The organism is Mesorhizobium sp. B1-1-8, from assembly GCF_006442795.2.
Taxonomy (GTDB): domain Bacteria; phylum Pseudomonadota; class Alphaproteobacteria; order Rhizobiales; family Rhizobiaceae; genus Mesorhizobium.
On sequence record NZ_CP083956.1, the window covers coordinates 2,628,321 to 2,645,402 of the forward strand.

General features: G+C 63.4%; 15 protein-coding genes and 1 other RNA gene. 14 read left to right on the top strand and 2 right to left on the bottom strand.

Going from position 1 to position 17,082, the window contains the following annotated elements:
* Nucleotides 1-32 precede the first annotated feature (32 nt).
* A complete protein-coding gene (locus FJ974_RS12775; RefSeq protein ID WP_140530238.1) occupies nt 33-3,803 on the bottom strand; it encodes a hydantoinase B/oxoprolinase family protein in 3,771 nt (1,256 codons plus the stop codon).
* A 171-nt stretch (nt 3,804-3,974) separates the two neighbouring features.
* Here FJ974_RS12775 and FJ974_RS12780 point away from each other — a divergent pair, with 171 nt between their 5' ends.
* The 7 genes from FJ974_RS12780 (at nt 3,975) to FJ974_RS12810 (ending at nt 7,834) form a co-directional block, all read left to right on the top strand.
* Nucleotides 3,975-4,181: a hypothetical protein gene (locus FJ974_RS12780; RefSeq protein WP_140530240.1), complete on the top strand. Its 207-nt coding sequence runs from the start codon at nt 3,975-3,977 to the stop codon at nt 4,179-4,181.
* Nucleotides 4,182-4,323: 142 nt separating this feature from the next.
* On the top strand, nt 4,324-5,043 hold the full coding sequence (locus FJ974_RS12785; protein ID WP_140530242.1) for a J domain-containing protein: 720 nt from the start codon (nt 4,324-4,326) through the stop codon (nt 5,041-5,043).
* Nucleotides 5,040-5,807 carry an N-acetylmuramoyl-L-alanine amidase gene (locus FJ974_RS12790; RefSeq protein WP_140530244.1) on the top strand — a complete coding sequence of 256 codons (768 nt, stop codon included), beginning with the start codon at nt 5,040-5,042 and terminating at the stop codon, nt 5,805-5,807. Before FJ974_RS12785 ends, FJ974_RS12790 begins: the two co-directional genes overlap by 4 nt.
* 186 nt (nt 5,808-5,993) lie before the next feature.
* Nucleotides 5,994-6,713 (top strand): lytic transglycosylase domain-containing protein, encoded by a 720-nt coding sequence (locus FJ974_RS12795; protein ID WP_140530246.1) that lies wholly within the window; start codon nt 5,994-5,996, stop codon nt 6,711-6,713.
* A 58-nt stretch (nt 6,714-6,771) separates the two neighbouring features.
* Nucleotides 6,772-7,172, top strand: an RNA gene (gene rnpB, locus FJ974_RS12800) — RNase P RNA component class A.
* A 162-nt stretch (nt 7,173-7,334) separates the two neighbouring features.
* Nucleotides 7,335-7,619 (top strand): type II toxin-antitoxin system ParD family antitoxin, encoded by a 285-nt coding sequence (locus FJ974_RS12805; protein ID WP_140530247.1) that lies wholly within the window; start codon nt 7,335-7,337, stop codon nt 7,617-7,619.
* Nucleotides 7,616-7,834 carry a type II toxin-antitoxin system RelE/ParE family toxin gene (locus FJ974_RS12810; protein WP_226891587.1) on the top strand — a complete coding sequence of 73 codons (219 nt, stop codon included), beginning with the start codon at nt 7,616-7,618 and terminating at the stop codon, nt 7,832-7,834. Before FJ974_RS12805 ends, FJ974_RS12810 begins: the two co-directional genes overlap by 4 nt.
* A gap of 75 nt (nt 7,835-7,909) precedes the next feature.
* On the opposite strand, the gene FJ974_RS12815 is transcribed toward FJ974_RS12810, so the two are convergent.
* The gene (locus FJ974_RS12815; RefSeq protein WP_140530249.1) at nt 7,910-9,022 is read right to left on the bottom strand and encodes a cystathionine gamma-lyase; all 1,113 of its coding nucleotides are present in this window, start codon (nt 9,020-9,022) and stop codon (nt 7,910-7,912) included.
* Nucleotides 9,023-9,430: 408 nt separating this feature from the next.
* Here FJ974_RS12815 and mraZ point away from each other — a divergent pair, with 408 nt between their 5' ends.
* The 7 genes from mraZ to mraY are packed head-to-tail and all read left to right on the top strand — an operon-like array spanning nt 9,431 to nt 17,076.
* Nucleotides 9,431-9,889: a division/cell wall cluster transcriptional repressor MraZ gene (gene mraZ, locus FJ974_RS12820; RefSeq protein WP_140530250.1), complete on the top strand. Its 459-nt coding sequence runs from the start codon at nt 9,431-9,433 to the stop codon at nt 9,887-9,889.
* Nucleotides 9,886-10,905: a 16S rRNA (cytosine(1402)-N(4))-methyltransferase RsmH gene (rsmH, locus tag FJ974_RS12825; protein WP_140530252.1), complete on the top strand. Its 1,020-nt coding sequence runs from the start codon at nt 9,886-9,888 to the stop codon at nt 10,903-10,905. The genes mraZ and rsmH overlap by 4 nt, the downstream gene beginning before the upstream one ends.
* 4 nt (nt 10,906-10,909) lie before the next feature.
* The gene (locus FJ974_RS12830) at nt 10,910-11,305 is read left to right on the top strand and encodes a hypothetical protein (protein ID WP_140530255.1); all 396 of its coding nucleotides are present in this window, start codon (nt 10,910-10,912) and stop codon (nt 11,303-11,305) included.
* The gene (locus tag FJ974_RS12835; RefSeq protein ID WP_413468342.1) at nt 11,302-13,029 is read left to right on the top strand and encodes a peptidoglycan D,D-transpeptidase FtsI family protein; all 1,728 of its coding nucleotides are present in this window, start codon (nt 11,302-11,304) and stop codon (nt 13,027-13,029) included. Before FJ974_RS12830 ends, FJ974_RS12835 begins: the two co-directional genes overlap by 4 nt.
* A 54-nt stretch (nt 13,030-13,083) precedes the next feature.
* Entirely contained in the window at nt 13,084-14,538 is a 1,455-nt protein-coding gene (locus tag FJ974_RS12840; protein WP_140530257.1) for a UDP-N-acetylmuramoyl-L-alanyl-D-glutamate--2,6-diaminopimelate ligase, read from the top strand.
* Nucleotides 14,535-15,968: a UDP-N-acetylmuramoylalanyl-D-glutamyl-2,6-diaminopimelate--D-alanyl-D-alanine ligase gene (locus FJ974_RS12845; RefSeq protein WP_140530260.1), complete on the top strand. Its 1,434-nt coding sequence runs from the start codon at nt 14,535-14,537 to the stop codon at nt 15,966-15,968. The genes FJ974_RS12840 and FJ974_RS12845 overlap by 4 nt, the downstream gene beginning before the upstream one ends.
* Before the next feature lie 25 nt (nt 15,969-15,993).
* Entirely contained in the window at nt 15,994-17,076 is a 1,083-nt protein-coding gene (gene mraY, locus FJ974_RS12850; protein ID WP_140530263.1) for a phospho-N-acetylmuramoyl-pentapeptide-transferase, read from the top strand.
* Nucleotides 17,077-17,082 lie beyond the last annotated feature (6 nt).

The window sequence follows — 17,082 nt, forward strand, 5'->3', positions numbered from 1 at the left end:
GACAGGCTGTTGACGCCCGGTTGACACTATTCTTACAGCTTCCCGAAGCCTCCCGGCGTTGGTGTGGTAACAACGACTGCTTCGCCGGCATCGAGCGTCGTCTGGTCGCAAGCCTTCAGCACGTCGACCGATCCGTCGTTGCGGCGGACCTTGGTCGAGCCGGCCTCGCCATCGCCGCCGCCGTCGAGACCACGAGGCGGCCGGTTGCGGTGCGAGGACAGGATGGCGCATTCCATCTTCTCCAGGAAGCGGATCGTGCGCCTGGTGCCGTCGCCGGCGTTCCACTTGCCTTTGCCGCCGGAACCCTCGCGGATGCGGAAGTCCTCCAGCAGGACAGGGAAGCGCAGTTCCAGCACCTCCGGATCGGTCAGGCGCGAGTTGGTCATGTGGGTGTGGACACCGGAGGTGCCGGCAAAACCACGGCCCGAATTCATCCGGCCGGCCGGCGAGCCGGAGCAGATCGTCTCGTAATACTGGTATTGCTTGTTGCCGAAGGTAAGGTTGTTCATCGTGCCTTGCGCATTGGCCATCGCGCCCATGGCGCCGAACAGCGCATTGGTGACGTGCTGCGAGGTCTCGACATTGCCGGCAACGACCGCCGCCGGATAGGCGGGCTTCAGCATGCAGCCGTCGGGAATGATGATATTGATAGGCCTGAGACACCCGGCATTCATCGGGATATTGTCCTCGACCATGACGCGGAAGGCATAGAGCACGGCGGCGCGGGCGACCGGCTCCGGCGCGTTGAAATTGTTCTTCATGACCGGCGAAGTGCCGGTGAAGTCGACGGTGGCCTCGCGCTTTTTGCGATTGACGCTGATCTTGACCTTGATGACTTGGCCCGTGTCTGTCGGGTATTCGTATTGCGAGCTGTCGGGCAGTCTTTCCAGCACCCGGCGCACGCTCTCGGCGGCATTGTCCTGCACATGGCCCATATAGGCCTCGACGACATCGAGGCCGAAATGCGCGACCATCTTGCGCAACTCCGCGACGCCCTTTTCGTTGGCGGCGATCTGCGCCTTGAGGTCGGCGATGTTCTGGCCGGGGTTGCGGGCCGGGTAGGGATGGTCGGTGAGCAGCGTATCGAGCTCCTTCTCGCGGAAGCGGCCGCGGTCGACGATGCGGAAATTGTCGAACAGCACGCCTTCCTCATCGACCGTCGTGGCGAGCGGCGTCATCGAGCCGGGCGCGGTGCCGCCGACATCGGCGTGATGGCCGCGCGAGGCGGCCCAGAACAGGATCTGCTTGCGCGCATCGTCGAACACCGGCGTCACCACGGTGATATCAGGCAAATGCGTGCCGCCATTATACGGCGCGTTGAGGGCGAAGACGTCGCCCGGATGGATGTCGCCCGAGTTCAGGCGGATAATCGTTTCGACCGAGCGATCCATGGAGCCGAGATGCACCGGCATGTGCGGCGCATTGGCGACCAGCGCGCCATGGCGATCGAACACCGCGCAGGAAAAGTCCAGCCGCTCCTTGATGTTGACGGAATAGGCGGTGTTCTGAAGCGTCACGCCCATCTGCTCGGCGATCGACATGAAAAGGTTGTTGAACACCTCCAGCATGACCGGGTCCGCTTCGGTGCCGAGTGCCGCCCGCCGACGCTTCTTGCTCGTTCGCCGCAAAAGCACATGGTTCCTTGCGGTGATCTCGGCCTGCCACCCCGGCTCGACGACGATGGTCTGGTTGGGCTCAATGACGAGCGCTGGCCCCGCCACCTTGTAGCCGGGCTGCAGATCCTCGCGCCTGAAAATGCCCGCATCGCGCCAGGCGCCGTCGACAAAGAATTGCCGGGCCTGCCAAGGACTTGCCGCCTTGTCTTCGAGGTTTGATTCGCTTTCGTCCCGGCCAGTATTGCCGATCTCTGCGCCTTCGACGCCAACTGCCTCGACGATCATCGGCTTGTTCTCGTAGACGAAGCCGAACTGGGCCTTGTGGGCGGCTTCGAAATCGCTTCTGGCCCGGAAGATCGAGCCATGCTCGAAATTCACCGGCAGCGCGGTATCGGTGCCGTCATAGCGGATCTGCAGGATCGGCTTTGAAGCTATGGCGGCCTCACCAATGCCTTGCTCGCTCAGTTCGGCGACGACGCCCTGGCGCAACGCCGCGATTAGCGCCTCGATCGCCGAGCGGGATTCCTCCGCCAGCGGCTGCAACAGCGCCTGCTGGCGCGAGGCAAAAACCGACGACAGGCCGATGCCGTAAGCCGAAAGCAGGCCGGAAAACGGATGGATGAGCACCGCTTCCATGCCGAGCGCGTCGGCGACCAGGCAAGCATGCTGACCGCCGGCGCCGCCAAAACAATTGAGCAGATATTCGGTGACGTCATAGCCGCGCTGCACCGAGATCTTCTTGATGGCGTTGGCCATGTTCTCGACGGCGATGGTGATGAAGCCTTCGGCCACCGCTTCCGGCGAGCGGCCGTCGCCGATGTCGGCGGCAAGGGCGGCGAACTTTTCGCGTACGGCGTCGACATCGAGCGGCTGGTCCTGGCCGGGGCCGAAAATCGCCGGAAAGAAATCGGGCTGCAATTTGCCGAGCATGACATTGGCGTCGGTGACGGCAAGCGGTCCGCCGCGCCGGTAGGCGACCGGGCCGGGATTGGCACCGGCCGAGTCCGGGCCGACGCGAAAACGCCCTGCCTCGTAGTGCAGGATCGAACCGCCGCCGGCGGCGACTGTGTGGATGCGCATCATCGGCGCACGGATGCGCACGCCCGCGACCTCGGTGTCGAAGGCACGCTCATACTCGCCGTCATAGTGGGCAACATCGGTCGAGGTGCCGCCCATGTCGAAGCCGATGACCTTGTCGAAGCCGGCGAGCTTCGCCGTCTCGACCATGCCGACGACACCGCCGGCCGGGCCGGACAGCAGCGCGTCCTTGCCCTGGAACATGTCGGCGGCGGTCAACCCGCCCGAAGACATCATGAACATCAGGCGAGGCGATTCCCTCCCACTTGAGGGGAGGATGGCGGCGGAGCCGCCGGGTGGGGTCGGGTCGACTGGGCTTGGCGTTCTAGCGGTGCCTTCTGAGGTGACCCCCTCTGGCCGCTTCGCTGCGATCTCCCCCTCGAGGGGGGAGATTGGTGCCGTGCCCAGTTCGCCCGCCACCCTTTGCACATAGCGCGATAAAATCGGCGACAGATAGGCGTCGACCACTGTTGTGTCGCCGCGGCCGACCAGCTTGATCAGCGGCGAGACTTCGTGGCTGACCGAAACCTGGCCGAAGCCGAGCTTGCGGCAGACCTTGGCCACGGCCTTCTCATGGTCTGGATATTTCCAGGCATGCATGAAGACGATCGCCACCGCATCGATGCCGTCGGCCTTCGCCTGCTCGATCGCCGGGCGGCAGGCGGCGATGTCGAGCAGCCGCTCGACGCGGCCATCGGCGCGCACGCGCTCGTCGATCTCGATGACGCGCTCATAAAGCTGCTCGGGAAGAATGATTTCCTTGGCGAAGATATCGGGCCGCGCCTGGTAGGCGATGCGCAGTGCGTCGCGAAATCCCTTGGTGATCAGCAACAGGACACGATCACCCTTGCGCTCGAGCAGCGCGTTGGTGGCGACGGTGGTGCCCATCTTGATATCGCCGATCAGGTCGGCGGGAATGGTGGCGCCGGCTTTCAGCCCAAGCAAATCGCGAATGCCCTGGATAGCGGCATCGGCGTATGCACCCGGATTGTCCGACAGCAGTTTACGCGGATACAAGCGGCCTTGCGGGTCGCGACCGATAACATCGGTGAAGGTTCCACCACGGTCGATCCAGAAATCCCATCTGGAGATATCGGCAGGTCCCGGCATTTGCTTGTCCGATTTTGTCATTGAGTCTGTCTGTTAGTTCGCCGTACGTCCGCCGGCAATCGCAAGTTGATGTTACATATGGAAACGCAACGTTACGAAACCGTGCGGCGACTGATGCATTTTTCTTTCGACCGCTCACCGAAACGTGAGCGTTGTTGAAGGAGAGATATCATGAAGAAGCTCATTCTGGCGTCTGTTTCGGCGCTCGCCCTGCTGGGGGTCGCGGCTTGCAGCAACAGCGGCACCGGAACCGACAATACGACCACCCAGAGCACCAACCCGCCGGCCTCCGACCAGACGATGAAGCCGGCGAATCCTGATGCTTCGAAGCCTGCCCAGCCGGCTCCGGCAACACCTCCCGCTGCCCCTGCGAAGTAGGGTTCAGCCCAATGGAATGGAGAAGGCTGGCCTTGTGCCGGCCTTCTTTCTGCTCTGGGAACTCCTCCGCGTGCCGGCGGGTCGGCGTCTGCGGCATTGTCCCAGCTTGATAGTGGTGGCCGGTTCGCACTAAGAAGCCGGCATGTCGATTTGGGACCGCCTCGGCGACTTCATCGCACGTGTTTCGTCGTCGGCGTCCTCGGGCGTTGCGGACGTGGTTGAGGCTGTGCGCACAGTCTTTGCCGGCGACGCGGACCTGCGCCGCCGTGTTGCCTTTTCGGTGGCGATGATCGCACTCTCGGCCAAGATGGCCAAGGCCGACGGCATCGTCACCCAGGACGAGGTGCGTGCTTTCCAGGAAATCTTCGAGGTGCCACCGAACGAGACACGCAACGTGGCGCGCCTCTACGACCTCGCCAAGCGCGACGTCGCCGGGTTCGAAATCTATGCCCAGCGGATGGCGCAACTTTGCGGCTCCGGCCATGCGAACTGCATGATGCTGGAAGATATCCTCGACGGGTTGTTCCACATCGCCAAGGCCGATGGCCTGATCCACGAACGGGAAGGGCTCTTCCTGCATCGCATCGCCCAGATCTTCGAGATCGACGAGGCGCATTACCAGGCGATCCTGTCGCGACATGTCAATCTCGGCGCCGCCGACCCCTATGTCGTGCTCGGCATCGAGCGCGGCAAGTCGTTCGAGGAGGTCAGGAAACGCTACCGCAAGTTGATCTCCGACAATCACCCGGACAGGCTGATCGCGCGCGGCCTGCCGCAGGAGTTCATCAAGATCGCCACGACCAGGGTCGCGGCGATCAATGCAGCCTATGAGATGATCGAACGGGGCCTCAGGCACGTATGAGCGGTTTCCTGCCCGATCAGCCGGGTGCCGAGGTCAGGGTGTCGCCGAATTTCGGCCCGCGTCGCGAAACGCTGAGGCCGGACATGATCGTGTTGCACTATACCGGCATGGCGACCGGCGCCGGTGCCGAGGCATGGCTGTGCGACCCGGCAAGCGAAGTCTCATCCCATTATCTCATCCATGAGGACGGCCGCATCGTCCAGATGGTACGCGAAAGCGATCGCGCCTGGCATGCCGGCAGGAGTTCGTGGTTCGGGCGGACCGACATCAACTCCTGTTCGGTCGGCATCGAGATCGTCAATCCTGGCCATTCGCTCGGCTACAGGGCGTTTCCGAAACGGCAGATCGATGCCGTGGTCAGTCTCTGCACGGGGATCGTCGGCCGCCATTCCATTCCGGCTCAAAGGGTGCTTGCCCATTCGGACGTGGCGCCAGGCCGCAAGGTCGACCCAGGCGAAAAGTTCCCCTGGAGGACGCTGTTTGCTGCCGGCGTCGGTCACCTCGTTCCGGCCGCGCCGATAAGGCCGGGTGCGGCGCTGAAGGCAGGCGATACCGGCGCCGAGGTCGAAGCGCTGCAGTCGATGCTGGCGCTCTATGGCTATGGTGTCGAGATATCGGGCGCTTTCGACAGCCAGACCGAAATCGTCGTCGCTGCATTTCAGCGGCATTTCAGGCGGCGGCTGATCGACGGCGTGGCGGACAGTTCGACAATCCGCACACTGCAAAGGCTGCTGGCTTCCGTAAAGGCAGCCTCGTCGAAATAGTCTCCGCAGGTTCTTTAAGTTACAGCCTGTCACTTAAAGTGACTTGCTCCGCCTTCATTGCCGCCAATTCGGCCTTCAAACGCGTCTCCCGCAAGTTGTCGGACGTCTAGCCCCCCAAGATGTTCCGACATTGAATTGGCTTACCTGCGTGAAGTTCTTCGCGTAGCTCAAACAGAACAGGACTACATGCAAAAATTGACCGTTGTAGCGGCAGCTGTTGCTGCCGGCGTAATGACTTTTGCCATCGGCTCGGCAAACGGCGCACCTCTCAGTCTCAGGGCAGATAACGGCTTCGCCGCAGCCCCAGGCAAAACCGCAACGGCGAAGGCGGCCGCCTCCAGCCCGAAAATGTCGAAGAAGACGAAAGCGGCCCCGGCAAAGGTGCAGGAAGCTGCCGCAACCAGGGCGATGAAACCAGCGGCCAAGCGTGGCGCCGCGCGCAACCGGCAGACCGTCGATCTGACGAAGACCGCCTCCATCCATCCTGAAATAGCCGAGTTGCCGGCCTCCGCCGCAGGCGGCGGGCAATATTCGGCGATCATTCAGCGCTATGCCGCGAGCTATGGCGTGCCGGTGTCGCTGGCCAAGGCGGTCATCAAGATCGAAAGCAACTATCGGCCGAACATGGTCGGCAGCGCCGGCGAGATCGGCCTGATGCAGATCAAGCCGGCGACGGCTCGGATGATGGGCTATACCGGTTCGGTCAAGGGACTGTTCAATCCCGACACCAATATCAAATACGGCATGAAATACCTCGCCATGGCGCAGGGCCTCGGCGGCGGGACGACCTGCGGTACGATCCTGAAATACAATGCCGGCCATGGCGCAACCCGGATGAACCCGATCTCGGCCGCCTATTGCAGCAAGGTCAAGGTGCAGATGGCGGCGCTCGGCTCGCCCGCGTAGGAGACATTTCGCCTTTTTCGTTTGCGTTTTCAGGCGCGAACCCCTTTATACGCGCGTGCCAGCTGGCCGGGCGGCCGCACTCGCAAAAGCCGAAAGGCGGCGGGTGAGGAAAGTCCGGGCTCCATGGAGACACGGTGCCGGCTAACGGCCGGCGGGGGCGACCCCAGGGAAAGTGCCACAGAAAGCAAACCGCCACGGCATTTGCCGCGGCAAGGGTGAAAGGGTGGGGTAAGAGCCCACCGCGCGACTGGCAACAGGAGCGGCACGGTAAACCCCACCGGGAGCAAGACCGAATAGGGGCGGTGCGAGGGGAAACCTTCGAGGGCTGTTTCCGGCCCACCGCCCGGGTAGGTTGCGTGAGGCGCGTGGCAACGCGCGCCCAAGATGAATGGCCGCCACGTTCTCGCGCCGCAAGGCGCGAGGGCCATACAAAACCCGGCTTACAGGCCAGCTGGCATCTTCCGACGTTGCGATAGGCATTTGATATCGGCAGGTTGCGCCGCTCGGCGCACCTGCCGATTCAAGCTTTTACGGCGGGGCAGCCACCTGCACGAACGGATGCATTCCTTGAAACCGGTGCGATTAAATCGTACCTTGAGCGAGAGAGGACAGGAGCGCATCGTGGGACAGGTCGACAAACGCAGCATCACGCTTTCGCCGGAACTGGCGGCCGCCGTCGACGACGTCGTCGCGGCGGGCGAGTACGCCTCGGCAAGCGAAGTGATCCGCGACGCGCTCCGTCAATGGAAGGATCGACGCGACCTGCTCGGCTACACCGTCGAGGAGTTGCGGAAGCTGGTGCAGGAAGGGATCGATAGCGGACCAGGGCTAGAGGGGCCGCCGATTATCGAACGAGCGCGCGCCAAATATCTCAAGATGGCTGAGGCGAAAGGCCTCGAAGAGTGAAATACCGACTGCTTCCTCAAGCGGCGGTCGATCTCGAAGATATTGGCGACTACATCGCTGGCCATAATCCTAATGCCGCGGTTCGTTTCGTGGATGGCTTGGAAAGGCGATGGAGTCTGCTCACCCTGCATCCGTTCTCAGGCGCTCCGCGCGACGATATCGCGCCCGGTATCCGGCATCTGGTCGTCGGTGAGTACCTTATACCGGGTCGGTGACGATGCGATCGAAATCGTCCGCGTGCTACATGGCCGGCGCAAGATCGGGGCCGACGATGTGGCGTCGTGATCGGCTTAGCCGATTTTATCCAGCGACGCTTCGATCGCTTGCCACAATTCCTCTGCCGGTTCGCAGCCGATCGACATGCGCACGAAACCGGGCGGCACTGCGTCGCCACGCTTTGAACGCCGCTCGGCCGAACTGTGCACGCCGCCAAAGGAAGTTGTCGATTCCAACAGTGCGCAATTGTCGATGAAAGCTTCGGCCTTCTCTTCAGACGTCAGTTCGAACGAGATGAGGAAACCGAAGCGCTCCATCTGGGCGCGCGCCAGATTGTGCGAAGCATCGCCCTCGAGCCCGGGAAAGCGCAGGCCGCTCACCGCGCGATGTCCCTTGAGACGACGGGCGATCGCTTCCGCCGAGGAACACATGCGGTCGAAGCGCACCTCCAGCGTCTCGAGACCGCGATGGACGAGCCATGCCTCGAACGGTCCCGGAATGCCGCCTGCCGTCTCGCGCCAGTCCCGGACCTTGGCAACAATATCGGGATTGCGGCTGGCGACATGGCCGAACAGCACATCCGAGTGGCCGTTGACCGCCTTGGTATCGGCCGACACCACGATATCGGCGCCGAGGTCGAGCGGGCGCTGGCCGAAGGGCGTCATCGTCGTGTTGTCGACGATGAGGATCGCGCCTTGCTCATGCACGGCCTTGGCGACGGCCGCGATGTCGCAGATATCCAGCCTCGGGTTGGATGGGGTCTCGGCGAACACCAGCCGGTAGCCGGCAAAACCGCCATCGAGCATGCTCGATGTCGCCCTCACGTCATAGGTGACGCCGAGCGGCTTCAGGAAACGCTCCGCCAGCGCACGTGTCGTATGGTAGCCGTCCGAGGGTAAGAGAATGCGGTCGCCCGACTTGGCGAGCGAAAAAAACGCCGCCGAAATCGCTGCCATTCCCGACGGAAAGGCGACGCATTGCGCATCTTCCAGATGGCCAAGTACATGCTCGACGGCGTGCCAGGTCGGATTGCTGAAACGGCCGTATTGATCGAAGCCCGTCGCGTCGCCCGGCGAATGAAAGATCGAAGCCATGGTCAGCGGCAAGGGGATCGGATCGCCCTTGTGGAAATCGCTGCTGCGCAAATGGGCGAGTGCCGCAGCGCGTGACGTCGCGTTATCGGACATGAGGCTCGATCCTTTCGCTGAGCAAAGAGTTGCCCGCCGACGCTATGCGGGCCGGCGATGCGCGGCAAGCCGTGTCCTTTTGTGCCAAGCCGGCTCTAAACGGTTCGTTAGGCTTAATAGAGGATAAAAACGAGACGTGCCGTTAGCCTGCTCCTTCCGGTTGTGGCGCGCGCGTTTGTGAAGCTTGTTCCCGTTGACGCCCATAATACCCCATGATATCCCATTCGCATCATCGAGCCTTCGTTCCGCGTCAGGGTGAAGCGTACGCCAGTCGGGCAGTCGCAGCGGCTGCGCGTTTGCCGGTTTTCGCCCCTGTGAATGAGGGGGATTTTCGCAAGGGAACGCGCTGCGGCGGCGCGGACGACAAGATGGAGAGGGGTGCGGCGGCGGAAGCGGCTGTAACGCGTCATGGACCGGTTTCTGTCAAACGCGGTGAACAGGATCGATGCGAAGGGGCGGGTTTCCGTTCCGGCGCATTTCCGCTCGGTCGTGCAGAAACGCGGTTACCAGGAACTCTACGCGCTACGCTGCCTCGATCTTCCGGCGATGGATGTCGGCGGGCTCGATCTGCTCGACCGCTACGAGCAGCGGATAGCGCTGGAGGATCCCTTTCTGCAGACTGCGGACGACATGTCGTTCTTCTGCCATGGCGATGGCACATTCCTGAAGCTCGATCAGGACGGCCGCATCACCATGAGCGATTTCATCCGCGAGCACACCGGCATCCAGGCAGAGGTGGCCTTTGTCGGTCGCGGCACTTTCTTCCAGATCTGGGAGCCTGGACGGCTTGCCGCCTATGGGGCGCAGGCGCGGGCCAGGCTTTTGCAGCTTCGGCAGGGGACGAAGCCCGGGGAGCGACCGGAATGATGGCTGGCCACGGCGATGATCCTCACGCCGTTGGCGGACTGGCCCGCCACATTCCGGTCCTCCTTGCCGAAGTGCTGGAGGCGCTTGCGCCGAAAGCGGGCGAGATCATCATCGATGGGACCTTTGGTGCCGGCGGCTACACCAGCGCCATCCTGGAGCGCGGCGCCTCGGTGGTGGCTATCGACCGCGATCCGGATGCGATTGCCGCGGGCCGCGCGCTCGAGCAGCGGTCCGGCGGCAGGCTGAAGCTCGTGCAGGCGCCATTCTCGACGCTGGACGAGCATGTCGAAACCGCCGATGGCGTCGTGCTCGATATCGGCGTTTCCTCCATGCAGCTCGACCAGGCCGAGCGCGGCTTTTCCTTTCGCACTGACGGGCCGCTCGACATGCGCATGGCGCAGGCCGGCCTGAGCGCTGCCGACGTCGTCAACACTTTCAAGACGGGCGACCTTGCCCGCATCTTCGGCTTCCTCGGCGAGGAGCGGCACGCCGGCCGCATCGCCCGCATGATCGAGGGCCGGCGCGAGAAGCGGCCTTTCGAGCGCACGCTCGATCTCGCCGACGCCATCGCCACCCATATCGGCCGCGCGCCGAAGGACAAGATCCACCCCGCCACCCGCGTCTTCCAGGCGCTGCGCATCTTCGTCAATGACGAGCTTGGCGAACTGGCGAGCGCGCTGTTTGCCGCCGAGCGGGTGCTGAAGCCCGGCGGACGGCTGGCCGTGGTGACGTTTCATTCGCTGGAGGACCGCATCGTCAAGCGCTTCATCGCCGACCGCGCCGACGCGGCATCTGGCTCGCGGCATATGCCCGACGCGCCTTCACGGCTGGCGACATTCCGCAAATCCGCTGGCGGCGGGGTTACCCCCGGCGAGGATGAGATCGCAGCCAATCCGCGGGCGCGCTCGGCCAGGCTGCGCGCGGCAATCCGCACCGAGGCGCCGGCGCGCGCCGACGACTTTTCGATTTTCGGTCTTCCAAAGCTTCCCGCCATCGAGCGGCCGGGGGAGAGGTAAGCACGTGTTCCGTACCAGCGACATAGTCCTGATCGCCGTCATGGTCTCGGCGGCGGCATTGACCTACAAAACCAAACGCGAGGCCGAGGAACAGCTGGCGGCGGTGCAGAAGATCCAGGCGCAGATCCGCTACGAGGAGGATACGATCGATCTCCTGAAGGCGGACTGGAGCCTGCTCACCCAGCCATCGCGGCTGCAGAAGCTCGCCGACATCTACAAGTCGCAGCTTGGGCTCGAGCCGGTCAATGCCCGCCAGATCGTCGGCCTCGACGATGTGCCGCTGAAGCCGGTCAACATCCAGGACCTGTCGTCGCAGCGGCTTGGCGGCATGGCTGACAATTCCGGCAAAGGGCCGCCGAACGGCAAGGATCCTGTCGTCACCGGGAGCACCGTGCAGTGATCAGCAGATTTCCAAAGATCGGTGACCTGCTGAACCGCCGGAAGAAACCCGCCGGGGACGGCTCGATCGTCGTCGACGCCGCCCGCAAGGCGACCGGCGGCAAGGCCAGAACCCGCATCATCATGACGATGGCGGTGTTCTTCAGCATCTATTCGACGATTGCCGGCAGGCTGATCTATCTCGGTATGCAGAACCCTGACCTGTCGGACGGCCCCCAGAGCCGGGTGACTGCTTCGCGGCCGGATATTGTCGATCGCAACGGTGAGGTGCTGGCGACCGATATCAAGACGGCGTCGCTGTTTGCCGAACCGCGCCGCATCATCGATGCCGATGAGGCGATCGAGAAGCTTTCGACCGTGCTTCCCGAGATCGATTACGAGCAGACCTATCGCAAGCTGAAGAGCGGCGCCGGTTTTGTCTGGCTGCAGCGCCAACTGACGCCGAAGCAGCAGGCTGACATCCTGGCGCTGGGCATTCCTGGCCTCGGCTTCCGCACCGAAAAGCGCCGCTTCTATCCGAGCGGCGAGACCTCCTCCTACATTGTCGGGCTGACCAACATCGACAACCAGGGCATCTCCGGCATGGAGAAGTATATCGACGAGCAGGGGTTGAGCGATTTGCAGGCGTCGGGCCTGGCGGTGGCCAGGGATCTCAGGCCGGTCAAGCTCTCGATCGACCTGCGCGTCCAGCATGTGGTGCGCGACGAGATTGCCGCCGGCCTGGAGCGCTATCGCGCCATAGGCGCCGGAGCCGTTGTGCTAAACGTCAAGACCGGCGAAGTGATCGCCATGGCCTCGGTGCCGGATTTCGATCCGAACAATCCCTATAATGCACAGGAAAAGGACCGGCTGAACCGTATGTCGGCAGGCCTTTACGAGATGGGCTCGACCTTCAAGAGCTTCACCTCGGCCATGGCGCTCGATTCCGGCAAAGCGACCATGGCGAGCCGATTCGACGCTTCGCATCCAATCCGGGTTGGCCATCAGGCCATTCACGATTTCCACGGCAAGGGTCGCGTGCTGTCGTTACCGGAGGTGTTCCTCTATTCGTCCAACATCGGGTCGGCCAGGGAGGCCGAGCTGGTCGGCATCGAGGGTCACCGCGAATTCCTGCATCGCCTTGGAATTTTGGACAAGATGCAAACCGAACTGCCGGAGGTCGCCCGCCCGACCGAACCGAAGGTCTGGAAACAGGTCAATTCGTTCACCATCGCCTTCGGCCATGGTGTGTCGACGACACCGCTGCAAGCGGCCGTCGGTTGCGCGGCGCTGATGAATGGCGGTTATCTGATCGAGCCGACATTCCTGGTCCGCAGCCAGGAGGATGCAATGGCGGTGGCCAAGAAAGTGGTCAGCGAAAAAACGGTCGAAGGCATGCGCTACCTTTATACGCTCAACGCCGAGAAGGGCTCTGCCAGGAACGCCAGAGTCCCCGGCTACCGGGTTGGCGGCAAGACCGGAACGGCCGAGAAAGTCATCAACGGCCGCTACTCTAAGGACTTGAATTTCAATACCTTCGTCGCCGCCTTCCCGATGGACGATCCGCAATACCTCGTGTTCACGATTGCCGACGCCCCGCATCCGGAAAAGCCCGGGATGACAGACGTCGCGGCCAACAATGCGGGGGTTATGGCCGGCAATATCATCAGACGTTCCGCGGCCATGCTTGGCGTGAAGCCAGATTTCAGCCATGAAAATGGTGCAACGCTGGTTTCCTATCAGTGATTCTTGGGGCGCGCCGGTAACTGCGCGCTATTTTGTTGCGGTGAACGGGGTTCGATGCATCTGAAAGATCTAGCCGGTATCCTGCCTGTCGAGGGAACTGCTTGCCCCGATCTGGAGGTGACCGGCCTCTCCTCCGATTCCCGCCAGGTGAAACCGGGCGTCGTCTTTTTCGCGCTCGCCGGCAGCAAGGCGGATGGCGCCAGCTACGCCGCCGATGCCGCCAGCCGCGGCGCGGCAGCAATAGTCGCGGGCAAGAGCAACGCCATTTCCGGCCTGTCTATCCCGGTCATCCATGTCGACGATCCGCGCCTGGCACTGGCGCTGAGCGCGGCGCGCTTCTTCGGCAGGCAGCCGGAAACGATGGTCGCCGTCACCGGCACCAGCGGCAAGACATCGGTCGCAGCCTTCACCCGGCAGATCTGGGAGCAGGCAGGATTTTCCGCCGCCTCGATCGGCACCACCGGCGTGGTGGCGCCCGGCCGCAACGAATATGGTTCGCTCACCACGCCGGATCCGGTGGGGCTCCATAAACTGCTCAAGGAATTGGCGGAGGCCGGCGTCACCCACGCCTCGATGGAAGCCTCCAGCCACGGCCTCGACCAGCGCCGGCTCGACGGCGTCAAGCTCGCCGCCGGCGGCTTCACCAATCTCGGCCGCGACCATATGGATTATCATCCGACGGTCGAGGACTATCATCGCGCCAAGCTGCGCCTGTTCGACACGCTGCTGCCGAAAGGCGCGCCGGCCGTCATCTTCGCCGACGACCCGTGGTCGGAGCCCACGATCAAGGCAGCGCGAGCGGCGGGGCTACACGTGCTGACGGTCGGGCGCCACGGCAATTTCCTGACGCTGAAGCGGGTCGAGCATGAGCGGCGGCGCCAGCGCGCCGAGGTGGAGGCCGACGGCGTGCTCTACGAGATCGACCTGCCGTTGGCCGGCGATTTCCAGATCGCCAATGCTCTGGTGTCGGCCGGCCTTGCCATTTCGACTGGAACGTCGGTCGGTAAAGCCTTGGCGGCGTTGGAAAAACTGAAGGGCGCACCGGGCCGGCTCGATCTTGTCGGCACGACAGCGGCGGGCGCTCCGGTCTATGTCGATTATGCCCACAAGCCCGACGCGCTGGAAAATGTGCTGGCTGCGGTCCGTCCGTTCACCACGGGGCGTGTCGTGGTGGTGTTCGGCTGCGGTGGCGATCGCGATCGGGGAAAAAGGCCGATCATGGGCGGGATCGCGACGCGGCTGGCCGATGTCGTCATCGTCACCGACGACAATCCGCGCACCGAAGTTCCCGAAACCATCCGAGCCGCGATCCTAGCCGCGGCGCCCGGCGCCATCGAGATCGGCGACCGCCGCAGGGCGATCCACGAGGCGGTGGCGATGCTGCATGCCGGCGATACGCTGATCGTTGCCGGCAAGGGGCACGAGGAAGGCCAGACCATCGGCACCGAAACCTTCCACTTCTCCGACCATGAGGAAGTGCGCGAGGCGCTCCAGGAGCGCGCCGCATGAACCTGCTCTGGACCCCCGAGGCGCTGGTCGATGCCATGGAGGGCAGGCCGATCGGCTCGCTGCCGGAAGGCATCAGCGGCATCTCGATCGACAGCCGCAGCCTCGAGCCGGGGGACGCCTTCTTCGCCATCAAGGGCGAAACGATGGACGGCCACGATTTCGCGACCGCGGCGGTAAAAGCGGGTGCTGCCGTGCTTGTGGTCGCGGAAGGCAAGCTGCCGTCGCTCGGCCGGCTGACAGCGCCGATGATCGTCGTGCAGGATGTGCTTGCGGCGCTTGAGAAGCTTGGCGTAGCGGCGCGCGCCCGTTCGAAGGCCAGGATCCTTGCGGTGACCGGATCGGTCGGCAAGACGACCACCAAGGAAGCGCTTCGCCATGTGCTGTCGGCGGTCGGCAAGGTGCATGCCTCGGCGCTGTCGTTCAACAACCACTGGGGCGTGCCCGTGACCCTTGCGCGCATGCCGCAGGACTGCGACTATGCGGTCTTCGAGATCGGCATGAACCATCCAGGCGAGATCAGGCCGCTGGCCAAGATGGTCAGGCCGCATGTCGCCATCGTGACGCTGATCGCCGCCGCCCATCTCGGTTTCTTCAAGAGCCTCGACGAGATCGCCAAGGCCAAGGCCGAGATTTTCGAGGGGCTGGAGCCAGGCGGTGTCGCGGTGCTCAATCGCGACGATCCGCGCTGGAAGCTGCTTGCCAAATCGGCGAAAGAGGCCGGCGTCGAGCATGTTTTGGGCTTCGGCGAGAATGCCCGCTCGACTTTCAGGCTCACCAATTGTGAGCTCCACGCCGACCATTCCGACATCACCGCCAGGATCGGCAAGCAGGACGTGACAGCCCGTGTCGGCGCGCCCGGCCGCCACATCGTGCAGAACGTGCTGGCCGTGCTGGGGGCGGCGCAACTGGTCGGCGCCGATCTCGAAAAAGCAGCGGCGGCTCTCGCCCATCTCTCCGCCGAGCGTGGCCGCGGCAGGCGCCACATATTGCGCCATCCCGAAGGGCGGATCACACTGATCGACGAAAGCTTCAATGCCAACCCGGCCTCGATGGCCGCGGCCATGGCGCTGCTCAACGCCACGCCTGTATCGGGCGAGGGCAGGCGCATTGCCGTGCTCGGCGATATGCTCGAACTCGGAGGCCATTCGGCGAAGCTCCATGCCGCCCTCGCCGAACTCATCATCGGCAGCGGGACGCGCACCGTGTTTCTCGGCGGTCCCGAGATGCGGGCGCTTGCCGAAATTCTGCCTTCCGATATCGAGACGGAGTATCGCGCCGGGACGGAGGATTTGAAGCCGGTCCTGCTTTCGGCGCTCAGGCCCGGCGACGTGGTCATGGTCAAGTCGTCGAAAGGCATCGGGTTTTCGAAACTGGTCGACGCATTGCTCGGCAAATTTCCGGCGGAAGCCACAACCATCGAACCGACCTGAAGTCGGCTCCGGGGGACGGAAGCGCATGTTCACTCTACTCGTCGATTTCGCGGACAAGATCTCGGTCTTCAACGTCTTCCGCTACATCACCTTCCGCACCGGCGGGGCGCTGATCACCTCGGCGCTGATCGTCTTCATCTTCGGGCCGACGATCATCAATTCGCTGCGGCTGCGGCAAGGCAAGGGCCAGCCCATCCGCGCCGACGGGCCGCAGACGCACTTCAAGAAGGCCGGAACGCCGACCATGGGCGGATTGATGATCCTGTCCGGCATCATCGGCTCCTCGATCCTGTGGGCGAACCTTTCCAGCATTTATGTCTGGGTGGTGCTGCTGGTCACCGTCGGCTTCGGCTCGATCGGCTTTTACGACGACTATCTGAAAGTCACCAAGCAGTCGCATCTCGGCTTTTCCGGCAAGGCCAGGCTGGCGATCGAATTCGTCATCGCCGGCATCGCCGCCTGGGTGATCATGCATAACGGCCAGGCGCCGTTCTCGTCGTCGCTGACGTTCCCTTTCGCCAAGGAGTTCCTGATCAATCTCGGCTGGTTCTTCGTGCCGTTCTCCTGCTTCGTCATTGTCGGCGCGGGCAATGCGGTGAACCTGACCGACGGCCTCGACGGCCTGGCGATCGTGCCGATCATGATCGCCGCGGCGTCCTTCGGCGTCATCGCCTATCTGTCGGGCAACGCGATCTTCGCCGAATATCTGCAGATCCATTTCGTTCCCGGCACCGGCGAGCTGGCGGTCGTGCTCGGCGCGGTGATCGGCGCCGGCCTCGGCTTTCTCTGGTTCAACGCGCCGCCGGCGGCGATCTTCATGGGCGACACCGGCTCGCTGGCGATGGGCGGACTGATCGGCACCATCGCAGTCGCCACCAAGCACGAGATCGTGCTGGTCATCGTCGGCGGGCTGTTCGTGGTCGAAATCCTGTCGGTCATCATCCAGGTCGGCTACTTCAAGATGACCGGCAAGCGCGTCTTCCTGATGGCGCCGATCCATCACCATTTCGAAAAGCTCGGCTGGACCGAGAGCCAGGTGGTGATCCGCTTCTGGATCATCGCCGTGATCCTGGCGCTCGTCGGCCTCTCGACCCTCAAGCTCAGATAGGACAAC

Coding starts and splice junctions, on each gene's coding strand:
- FJ974_RS12795 (WP_140530246.1), top strand. CDS start 5,994: ATGCAAAAATTGACCGTTGTAGCGGCAGCTGTTGCTGCCGGCGTAATG.
- mraZ (WP_140530250.1), top strand. CDS start 9,431: ATGGACCGGTTTCTGTCAAACGCGGTGAACAGGATCGATGCGAAGGGG.
- FJ974_RS12815 (WP_140530249.1), bottom strand. CDS start 9,022: ATGTCCGATAACGCGACGTCACGCGCTGCGGCACTCGCCCATTTGCGC.
- FJ974_RS12790 (WP_140530244.1), top strand. CDS start 5,040: ATGAGCGGTTTCCTGCCCGATCAGCCGGGTGCCGAGGTCAGGGTGTCG.
- rsmH (WP_140530252.1), top strand. CDS start 9,886: ATGATGGCTGGCCACGGCGATGATCCTCACGCCGTTGGCGGACTGGCC.
- FJ974_RS12785 (WP_140530242.1), top strand. CDS start 4,324: ATGTCGATTTGGGACCGCCTCGGCGACTTCATCGCACGTGTTTCGTCG.
- FJ974_RS12780 (WP_140530240.1), top strand. CDS start 3,975: ATGAAGAAGCTCATTCTGGCGTCTGTTTCGGCGCTCGCCCTGCTGGGG.
- FJ974_RS12845 (WP_140530260.1), top strand. CDS start 14,535: ATGAACCTGCTCTGGACCCCCGAGGCGCTGGTCGATGCCATGGAGGGC.
- FJ974_RS12775 (WP_140530238.1), bottom strand. CDS start 3,803: ATGCCGGGACCTGCCGATATCTCCAGATGGGATTTCTGGATCGACCGT.
- mraY (WP_140530263.1), top strand. CDS start 15,994: ATGTTCACTCTACTCGTCGATTTCGCGGACAAGATCTCGGTCTTCAAC.
- FJ974_RS12840 (WP_140530257.1), top strand. CDS start 13,084: ATGCATCTGAAAGATCTAGCCGGTATCCTGCCTGTCGAGGGAACTGCT.